The sequence below is a fragment of the Klebsiella sp. MS 92-3 genome, from assembly GCF_000195655.1.
In the GTDB taxonomy this organism is placed as follows: Bacteria; Pseudomonadota; Gammaproteobacteria; order Enterobacterales; family Enterobacteriaceae; genus Klebsiella; species Klebsiella pneumoniae.
The window spans coordinates 36,194-43,057 of the sequence record NZ_GL882860.1 but is presented as its reverse complement, the minus strand read 5'-3'; the positions used below and the strand labels follow the sequence as shown (position 1 = coordinate 43,057).

Sequence of the window (6,864 nt, the reverse complement as noted above, 5' to 3'; positions counted from 1 at the left end):
CCAGCGACGGCGCGAAGTAATACCCGCCGGTCACCGGTTTGGTGAAGCGCAGCATCGCGTCGCGTTTACCGTCGGTATCGCCAAACATGCTCAGCAGCTGCTGCTCGATGTTATACAGGCGCGCGCAGTAGGCGCAGAAATAGAGGCCATGGGTGCCGCTGGCGGTGCCGTACGGCAGGCTCTGACGGACGATTTTCAACCCTTTGCCATCTTCTTTTAAGTCCACGCGGCTCAGGTGCGACGTGACCGGACGTTCATCGCCATCGATCTCTTCGTTAGCGTCTTTAGTACGGCCGATCATCATCTCCTGATCCGGCACGCTCATGCGGTTCAGCTGTTTGAGATTATGCTCCCAGCGCTGGACGAACACGTAGCTGCCGCCCGCATCCACGCCGTCTTTAATGACCGCCACTTCGCGGCGGGTTTCTTCCCCCGCCGGGTTTTCGGTGCCATCGACGAAGCCGCTGAGGTCACGCTCTTCCACCCAGCGGAAGCCGTGAATCTCTTCTTTCACGTCGATAGCGTCGCCAAAGGCGGCCAGCGCGGCCTGCGCCACCGAGAAGTTAACTTCATGACGGGCGGATAAAATATGAATCAGCAGGTCATACTGGGTGGACGGCGCCAGCCCTTTGCCATAGACCGGGAAATCTTTTAACTCATCCGCCCCTTCGCCGCCGCTCAGCTGACGCCAGACGTTATTGCCGAACGCCACCACCGCACCGAGTTTGGCGTCGGGGAATTTAGCCTGGAAGGTGGCCACGTTATCGACAAAAATTTTGCTCGCTTCGCGCAGGGCGTTAACGTCCCCTTTGAGATTGGCTTCAATCCAAATCGCCGCGCGGCAATGTTCCGGCAAAATGCCGCTCTGAACCTGAGACATCGCTCCTCCTGAAATGATGCAACCACAACGCTGTCGCGTTGCTAACGCGCCATTGTAACCGTTTTTCAGAGCTGTCGTGTCTCTTCAGATCAATTTAGCGACGCCAGATAATCTTGCTGACCTTCCAGTTTTTCAGCGTATCGTCGGAGGGCATCAGCTCGTCCGGACCGCTCCAGTGGCCAGTGAAGGCATAGCTGATATGCTGGCTCCCCTCGGCCTGACACTCGATGACCGCCCCGTTGTCATGGCTGCCTTTCTGGCAGTTGCCGAAGGCTTTGCTGTACAGGTCGCTAAACGGTGTGCCGATTTTCACGCCGCTGGCGGTTTTGATATCCGCATCACGCACGTCAATCCGGCTGATAGCACCGTTGTCGCCATTGATGGTCAGCGCCACGCTGTTGTTTTTCAGCGCTTCAAAGTAGTGGACGATATTGCCCTTATCGGTCTTCATTCCGCTGCGTAAACGGTAGTCGCTGCCCAGCGCATCGCTAATCGCCTGTTCATTGAGCGGCGTGGAAGCCGTCAGTTTACCCACTCCCTGCTCGGTCACCTCGGTGGAAGCGCCAAACCAGTTCCACGGATAGGCCGCCGACCAGTTGACTGCGCTCATCGTGGAGCAGCCGGTCAGCGCCAGCGGAAGCGCACAGAGCATTACACGTAGCGATTTCATATCTCAATCCTTTCTGAGTCATTCAACGCATGTTGGAGTTCACGATCGGCAAAAAGTGCCATTAAAAGGTGGTCTGGTGAAAACAGGCGCCCAGGCGACGGCTGGTTAACAGCCACCACAGGGCATAGCCATCCGCGACCAGCAGCGCAATGGTCAACGAGGAGGGAGATTCGCCGCTCAGCCATAGCATCGGCTGCCACAGCAACAGCAGCACTTGCGATAGCACCAGCAGCCAGCGCATCGCCCGCCACAGGCGCGGCAGGCGCTGACGATAGCCGCTAAGCAGAAAGGCCAGCACCGCCGGCACGCCTGGCAGTAAACCAAGCCAGAAGCGCTCGTGATCGGGATAGAACAGATTAAGAATCGCGTCGCCCTGCTGGCGCGATGCGCCGGCCATCAAAAACAGCACCCACGTGCGGGCCTGCAACAACAGCACGCACCAGAAAAGCAAAGGCAGGCGCAGACGGCCATGGGCATCAAAATCGGCGGGGATAAACTCAGTATTCTTCATCTTCGATCAGGCGCTTGCCCAGGGTCAGGACATCGGCGTACTCATAGCCCAACCGCTCGTACATTCCCTGCACCACGTCGTTGTCTTCACGGACCATAATGTTGATTTTCGGGCAGCCGCGGGCAATCAGCTTTTTCTCCAGACGGTTGAGCAGCGCGTTCGCGATACCCCGGCCGCGATATTCCGGATGGACGCCGAGATAATAGGCCGATCCGCGATGACCGTCATATCCGCCCATCACCGTGCCGACCACTTCGCCATTCACTTCCGCCACCAGAAACAGGCTGACGTCGTGATTCAGCTTGCGCTCAATATCCATCTCCGGATCGTTCCACGGGCGCAGCAGATCGCAGCGCTCCCACAGCGTCACAACCTCTTCGAAATCCTGCTGGCGAAAAACGCGAATCTCCATGGTATTCCCCACCATTGACGGTTAAAAACAGTGATTATGGCGCGAATATAACTGATAGCCAATATCAGGCGAAATCAGCGACAAAAAATGGCATAATATGACTTTGTCATGTATTGAAATGAAAAGTAAAACAATTCTTATTTTGAATGGTCGTAACGGCAAACGCGATACGATATAACATTGGACATCACTTGTTTACAATTCAGGCCGAATGAGCACTTTTAAACCCTTAAAAATACTTGCTTCGCGCCGTCAGGTGCTGAAAGCCGGGCTGGCTGCGATGACGCTGAGCGGCGTCGCCTCACAGGTCAGCGCAAAAGAACAGCCACTGAAAACGTCAAATGGACATAGCAAACCCGCCGCCAAAAAGGCCGGGGGTCGCCGGATTGTAATGTTAGATCCGGGCCACGGCGGCATCGATACCGGCGCTATCGGCCATAACGGCTCGAAAGAGAAGCATGTGGTGTTGGCGATCGCTAAGAACGTGCGCAGCATTTTGCGCAGCAACGGCATCGACGCCCGCCTGACCCGCACCGGGGATACCTTTATCCCGCTGTACGACCGCGTGGAGATCGCCCATCAGCACGGCGCCGATCTGTTTATGTCAATCCACGCCGATGGTTTTACCAACCCGAGCGCCGCCGGCGCCTCGGTGTTCGCCCTGTCAAACCGCGGCGCCAGTAGCGCCATGGCGAAATACCTCTCCGATCGCGAAAACCGCGCCGATGAGGTCGCAGGTAAGAAAGCGACGGATAAAGACCATCTGCTGCAGCAGGTACTGTTCGATCTGGTGCAGACCGACACCATCAAAAACAGCCTGACGCTGGGCTCGCATATCCTGAAAAAGATCAAGCCGGTACATAAGCTACACAGCCGCAATACCGAGCAGGCGGCGTTCGTGGTGCTGAAGTCACCATCCATACCGTCTGTGCTGGTGGAAACCTCGTTTATCACCAACCCGAACGAGGAGAAACTGCTCGGCACCACCGCCTTCCGGCAGAAAATCGCCACCGCGATTGCCAACGGCATTATCAGCTATTTCCACTGGTTCGATAACCAGAAAGCCCATTCGAAGAGACGTTAATGAAACCCGATGCCGCGCAGGTAAAAACTTTTCTGCTCCAGCTCCAGGACAACCTCTGTCAGCAGCTGAGCGCCGTGGATGGCGCGCCGTTTATTGAAGATGCCTGGCAGCGGGAAGGCGGTGGCGGCGGACGCAGCCGGGTGCTGCGCGAAGGCCGGGTGTTCGAGCAGGCGGGGGTCAACTTTTCCCACGTCCATGGCGACGCCATGCCTGCCTCCGCCACCGCGCACCGCCCGGAGCTGGCCGGACGCAGTTTTGAAGCCATGGGCGTCTCGCTGGTGGTTCATCCGCTGAACCCCTACGTGCCCACCAGCCATGCCAACGTGCGGTTCTTTATTGCCGAAAAGCCTGGCGCCGACCCGGTGTGGTGGTTCGGCGGCGGCTTTGATTTAACCCCTTACTACGGCTTTGAAGAGGATGCCGTCCACTGGCATCGTACCGCCCGCGATCTGTGTCTGCCGTTCGGCGAGGAAGTCTATCCGCGCTATAAAAAATGGTGCGATGATTACTTCTATCTCAAGCACCGCCAGGAGCAGCGCGGCATCGGCGGTCTGTTCTTTGACGACCTGAACACCCCGGATTTTGACCACTGCTTCGCCTTTATGCAGGCGGTCGGGAACGGCTATGCTGACGCCTATTTACCTATCGTCGAACGCCGGAAAGCCACGCCGTACGGCGAACGCGAGCGCCACTTTCAACTCTACCGTCGCGGCCGCTATGTCGAGTTCAATCTGGTCTGGGACCGCGGCACCCTGTTCGGCCTGCAGACCGGCGGGCGTACGGAGTCGATTCTGATGTCGATGCCGCCGCTGGTGCGCTGGGAATATGATTATCAGCCCGAGCCCGGCAGCCCCGAGGCGGCGCTGAGCGAGTTTATTCAGGTGCGCGACTGGCTGTAACGGCCGGATGGCGGCTGGCCACCCGGTAGCGGAGTCTCTTCCCTCACACCCACTGGCGCAGGCGATGGTGCAGCGTCATCGACGGTTTCTCAGCAAACAGCTGCTGATAGTCGGTGGCGAACTGCCCCAAATGCCAGAATCCCCACTGCATGGCCGCCTCCTTGACCGTCTCGCGCTCTGACCAGGGGCTTATCAGCTCCCGACGCACAGCGTTCAGGCGGATCCGTTTGAGCCAGGCGTTAGGACCAATCCCCAGTATCGCATGGAAGGCGTTCTGCAAGGTGCGACGGCTGACGTACAGCTGCTGGCACAGATCGAGAACGGTTAACGGCTCCGCGCTGTTTTCCAGCACATATTCGCGCGCCTGCGCCAGCAGGCGGCGGTAGCTCTGGTGGCTGACGCTCTCTGCACTTACCATCGGCTGCGCTTCTTCCAGCATCGTGCCCATCGCCAGCAACAGATTATCCCGCAGGACCTTACGCACGGCCGGCTGATGAAGGGTATCCGGATGCTCGCTAAAGGTGGCCAGCGCCTGCTGGACAAACCCCCACAGCGCGGCCTTATGCGGCTCGCGGACCGCCAGCGCTGACTGGTTGCGTAGCATATGTAGCACTCGCTCCGGGTGGTGCAGGAAACTGGCGTGACGCGCAATCACCTCCTGCGAAATCACTACCCCGAGAATGGTGTAATCATCCGGCGTGCTGAGCTCGAACTCCGTACCGCCGGGACGGGTGGCGATTTCTGCCCGGCCCAGACACTGCGAGCCGATAAACCCCTGTTCACCCCGGGTCGCCGGAATGCCAAACCAGAAGGAGTTCGGCCAGACCAGGCAGGACTGGCGCAGCGCCAGCCCGGTATATTCGCGGAAGACCTGGATCTCATCGAGCAGGATTTCGGTAAACTCGCCGCGAAACTGCCCCGGATGCAGCTGATCGTAGATCTGTTGCCAGGCGGTAATGGTCAGGGCGTGCTCATACACATCGGTTGTGTGTCGTTGATGAATATTGTCAATTTCAACCTGAGGCGTCAGCCTGGTGTCTTCCGGCAACGCCTCGCAACAGAGATGGTGCAAATTTGCAGAACGACGCTTTTTCATAATCGTTAAAGCCGGGGGCAAGCCGCTCCCGGCACCTCCGACAGGTTATGGATTTTTGAGACGATAGCGGCTACTGCGTTTTCGTAGCGTCCCTGCGGAAAAGAGCTGCTCCAGCGCCTGGCGGGCCTTATCCAGCGGCCAGGCAAAATGCGCGGCGACCTCGCCGGCCGTCATGCCCTGACGAACTGAAGCCAGCAGCGTCAGTAAGGCTTCCGATGAAGCCGGGTCAGCTGGCGGCATGGGCGCTGGCGGCGGTGGCTGAAAACCGCCGATCAGCCGCTGGGTATCCTCTTCCGGGCGGCCAATTTCCCGACGGCTGATCACGCAGCCGGTCCGCCGGGCAGCGGCGGCCCCAGCATCCAGCGCGGCGCGGCAGGCCGCCAGGTCGCCCTCCACCACCAGCGTTAACCTGCCCGGGTCGAGCACTTCATGACTGAGCAGGCGCACATTGGCCGCCTTAAGCATGGCATCCGCAGCGTCTACAGCCGCGACCATGCCCTCCACTTCGAGCAATCCCAGCGCATTGATCATCGCTCCCTCCATTACACACGCTGTACAGGATGACGGGCAATATCGAGAACGGCATCGGTAAAGGCATTGCAGGCGGCTTTACAGGCGGCCTGGCTTCCCGTCAAAAAGGCGGCCGAATAGTTGGTTTCCGATGGCGGCGGGACGTAGGTCACCAGCTGAACGTCGGCCGACTTCATCGCCGCATCGATACCAAACGTCGCCTCCAGCGGCGGCGCCACCAGATAAGCGATCGGATCGCCCAACGCGATGCCAGCGGCCGATGAAAGATAAGAGCCGGTACGCGACACCACGTGCGCCAGAAACGCGGTATCTTGCGCGTCGTTAGCCCACTGGAATGCCGCCCCACCTTCAATATGCGCCATCATGGCATCCAGCCCGGCGCGAACTTCCGCCGGGTTCGGGCCGCCAAGCATGATCAGTACTTCGCCGGCGGTAGGCGACGGACCATGGGCCGCACCGGCGTAGAGGGAGCGGCCATAGACCACCTCCACCATCGCCTGCTTTGTCGCTTCGTCGGCGGCAATATACGTCACATCGTCAGAATCTGCCGTGATGAGTCCGAGGCTACGTATATGCGACGGTAATTTAAGCTCGCGCGCGAAACCGTCATTCACCGAGGCAATCACGCGCATCGCGGTAACCGAGGGTCGAATCAAATCTAATGCTGGCATGATGCCTCCTTAACGGCTCATGTTGATGCCGGAGGCTTTCTGCTCCAGCATGCGTTTAGCTAAATCCACGATCACCGCGGCGGCTTCTACCGGCGGGGGGGCGCCCCGGG

General features: G+C 59.0%; 9 protein-coding genes and 1 pseudogene. 2 read left to right on the top strand and 8 right to left on the bottom strand.

The window, feature by feature from the left end; translation table 11 throughout:
- From HMPREF9538_RS03310 to HMPREF9538_RS03325, 4 genes are all read right to left on the bottom strand, one after another.
- On the bottom strand, positions 1–880 hold an 880-nt coding region (locus tag HMPREF9538_RS03310; protein ID WP_009486208.1), incomplete at its 3' end, for a Dyp-type peroxidase.
- A gap of 94 nt (positions 881–974) precedes the next feature.
- Positions 975–1,550: an RpoE-regulated lipoprotein gene (locus tag HMPREF9538_RS03315; RefSeq protein WP_020317238.1), complete on the bottom strand. Its 576-nt coding sequence runs from the start codon at positions 1,548–1,550 to the stop codon at positions 975–977.
- Positions 1,551–1,611: 61 nt separating this feature from the next.
- Positions 1,612–2,061: a DUF2919 domain-containing protein gene (locus HMPREF9538_RS03320; protein ID WP_002913635.1), complete on the bottom strand. Its 450-nt coding sequence runs from the start codon at positions 2,059–2,061 to the stop codon at positions 1,612–1,614.
- Positions 2,048–2,473, bottom strand: a complete 426-nt coding sequence (locus HMPREF9538_RS03325; RefSeq protein ID WP_002913637.1) for a GNAT family acetyltransferase — start codon at positions 2,471–2,473, stop codon at positions 2,048–2,050. Before HMPREF9538_RS03325 ends, HMPREF9538_RS03320 begins: the two co-directional genes overlap by 14 nt.
- Before the next feature lie 211 nt (positions 2,474–2,684).
- Here HMPREF9538_RS03325 and amiA point away from each other — a divergent pair, with 211 nt between their 5' ends.
- Both amiA and hemF read left to right on the top strand, forming a co-directional pair.
- The gene (gene amiA, locus HMPREF9538_RS03330) at positions 2,685–3,557 is read left to right on the top strand and encodes an N-acetylmuramoyl-L-alanine amidase AmiA (protein ID WP_002913639.1); all 873 of its coding nucleotides are present in this window, start codon (positions 2,685–2,687) and stop codon (positions 3,555–3,557) included.
- Entirely contained in the window at positions 3,557–4,456 is a 900-nt protein-coding gene (hemF, locus tag HMPREF9538_RS03335) for an oxygen-dependent coproporphyrinogen oxidase (protein ID WP_002913641.1), read from the top strand. Before amiA ends, hemF begins: the two co-directional genes overlap by 1 nt.
- A gap of 43 nt (positions 4,457–4,499) precedes the next feature.
- On the opposite strand, the gene eutR is transcribed toward hemF, so the two are convergent.
- From eutR to HMPREF9538_RS31215, 4 genes and pseudogenes are all read right to left on the bottom strand, one after another.
- On the bottom strand, positions 4,500–5,552 hold the full coding sequence (eutR, locus tag HMPREF9538_RS03340) for an HTH-type transcriptional regulator EutR (RefSeq protein ID WP_002913642.1): 1,053 nt from the start codon (positions 5,550–5,552) through the stop codon (positions 4,500–4,502).
- A gap of 45 nt (positions 5,553–5,597) precedes the next feature.
- Complete coding sequence (eutK, locus tag HMPREF9538_RS03345; RefSeq protein WP_004151997.1) at positions 5,598–6,083, bottom strand: ethanolamine utilization microcompartment protein EutK; 486 nt, start codon at positions 6,081–6,083, stop codon at positions 5,598–5,600.
- Between the two features lie 11 nt (positions 6,084–6,094).
- Positions 6,095–6,754 carry an ethanolamine utilization microcompartment protein EutL gene (eutL, locus tag HMPREF9538_RS03350; RefSeq protein WP_004151999.1) on the bottom strand — a complete coding sequence of 220 codons (660 nt, stop codon included), beginning with the start codon at positions 6,752–6,754 and terminating at the stop codon, positions 6,095–6,097.
- A 9-nt stretch (positions 6,755–6,763) separates the two neighbouring features.
- Positions 6,764–6,864, bottom strand: a pseudogene (locus tag HMPREF9538_RS31215) (ethanolamine ammonia lyase small subunit); the annotation flags it as partial.

What these genes read in the sequence shown, in the direction of transcription:
- HMPREF9538_RS03320 (WP_002913635.1), bottom strand. Translation starts at nt 2,061, where the DNA reads ATGAAGAATACTGAGTTTATCCCCGCCGATTTTGATGCCCATGGCCGT.
- eutR (WP_002913642.1), bottom strand. Translation starts at nt 5,552, where the DNA reads ATGAAAAAGCGTCGTTCTGCAAATTTGCACCATCTCTGTTGCGAGGCG.
- eutK (WP_004151997.1), bottom strand. Translation starts at nt 6,083, where the DNA reads ATGATCAATGCGCTGGGATTGCTCGAAGTGGAGGGCATGGTCGCGGCT.
- hemF (WP_002913641.1), top strand. Translation starts at nt 3,557, where the DNA reads ATGAAACCCGATGCCGCGCAGGTAAAAACTTTTCTGCTCCAGCTCCAG.
- amiA (WP_002913639.1), top strand. Translation starts at nt 2,685, where the DNA reads ATGAGCACTTTTAAACCCTTAAAAATACTTGCTTCGCGCCGTCAGGTG.
- HMPREF9538_RS03315 (WP_020317238.1), bottom strand. Translation starts at nt 1,550, where the DNA reads ATGAAATCGCTACGTGTAATGCTCTGTGCGCTTCCGCTGGCGCTGACC.
- eutL (WP_004151999.1), bottom strand. Translation starts at nt 6,754, where the DNA reads ATGCCAGCATTAGATTTGATTCGACCCTCGGTTACCGCGATGCGCGTG.
- HMPREF9538_RS03325 (WP_002913637.1), bottom strand. Translation starts at nt 2,473, where the DNA reads ATGGAGATTCGCGTTTTTCGCCAGCAGGATTTCGAAGAGGTTGTGACG.